Origin of the sequence: Clostridium cibarium, assembly GCF_014836335.1 — a bacterium.
GTDB lineage: Bacteria > Bacillota > Clostridia > Clostridiales > Clostridiaceae > Clostridium > Clostridium cibarium.
Map to the genome: position 1 here is coordinate 1 of NZ_JACSRA010000067.1, position 1,615 is coordinate 1,615.

The 1,615-nt window shown below is 33.8% G+C and carries 1 protein-coding gene; it reads left to right on the top strand.

Annotated elements, in window-relative coordinates; translation table 11 throughout:
• Positions 1–168 precede the first annotated feature (168 nt).
• Positions 169–1,584, top strand: coding sequence for a group II intron reverse transcriptase/maturase (gene ltrA / locus H9661_RS19320; protein WP_191770445.1), 1,416 nt, complete (start codon positions 169–171; stop codon positions 1,582–1,584).
• Positions 1,585–1,615: the final 31 nt, after the last annotated feature.

Genomic DNA, 1,615 nt, shown 5'->3' on the forward strand with positions numbered 1-1,615 from the left:
CGTGTTCTTACCTGGGGAGGTCTGATAGATACATCTTAATATAGATTAAATTCTAGAAGATAACTTATATAGTGATATATAACTGAACTATCAGAAGTCAGCAGATGTCATAGTACTTCGCTAAACGCGTTAGCGGAGGAAGGACGGAACGTTAGGAGGTTTACAACTTTGGATAAATCAAAGAAACTACGAAGAAAGCAGAAAACTCAATATAGAGACCGAGTGGTGGAAGTAGAAGTGGAACTTCAAGGCAAATCAAAGGTGCAGAGTAATTCTATGGTTTTACCAAATAGGGAAAGCGTAAACGATGAAGCATTTGATACTAGTAAATTGCTCGAAGAAGTTCTTGAAAGAAATAATATGCTTTTAGCACTTAAACGAGTAGTTAGCAATAAAGGTAGCCATGGTGTTGATGGAATGAAAATCGATGAACTTCGAGAGCATATTCAAGAACACTGGGATATAATTAAAGCTAAAATACTAGAAACTAAATATAACCCATCACCAGTAAGGCGAGTAGAAATACCTAAAGCCGATGGTGGTGTTAGATTATTAGGGATTCCAACAGTACAAGATAGACTAATACAACAAGCAATTGCTCAAGTTATATCTAAAATATATGAACCATCATTTTCAGAGAATAGTTTTGGATTCCGACCTCGTAGAGGAGCAAAGGACGCAATAACAAAATCAAAACAATATATAAATGAAGGAAATAGATGGGTCATAGACATGGATTTAGAGAAATTCTTTGATAAAGTCAATCATGATATCCTCATGAGTAAACTAGAAAAGAAGATAAAAGACAAACGATTATTATCACTAATAAGAAAATACTTAAAAAGTGGAATTCTTATTAATGGCGTTTCAGTGGCAAGTGAAGAAGGGACTCCGCAAGGAGGACCGCTAAGTCCATTACTAGCAAATATAATGCTAGACGAATTGGACAAAGCGCTTGAAAAGCGAGGACACAAATTCTGTAGATATGCAGATGATAATAATGTATATGTCAAAAGTAAAAGAGCAGGCTTTAGAATAATGAAATCTATGACAAATCTTATAGAAAATAAGCTAAAACTTAAAGTAAATAAGAGTAAAAGTGCAGTAGACTTTGTATCTAGAAGAAAATTCTTAGGATTTTCATTCTATTTTGCGAAAAGCGGAGCCGAAATAAGAATTCACGAAAAGTCAGTAAAGAGATTTAAAGATAAGATTAAATTTTATACTAATAGAAATACAGGAATTAGTATTGAATATAGGTTGGAGAAATTAAATCAAATAATGAGAGGGTGGATTAATTATTATGGAATAGCTAACGCGAAAGCGAAGCTAGCGCAACTAGACCAATGGATTAGGAGAAGACTAAGAGCTTGCATATGGAAACAATGGAAGAAGATTAGCACTAAACAGAGAAATCTAGTAAAGCTAGGAGTTAATAAATACAAAGCATGGGAGTATGCAAATACAAGAAAAGGCTATTGGAGAATCTCCAACAGCCCTATCTTAAGCAAATCTTTAAATAACAAATATCTAGAATCTCTAGGATTTGTTAGTCTAACACAAACATATCAAATGATGCATTAAATTCTAATGAACCGCCGTATACCGAACGGTA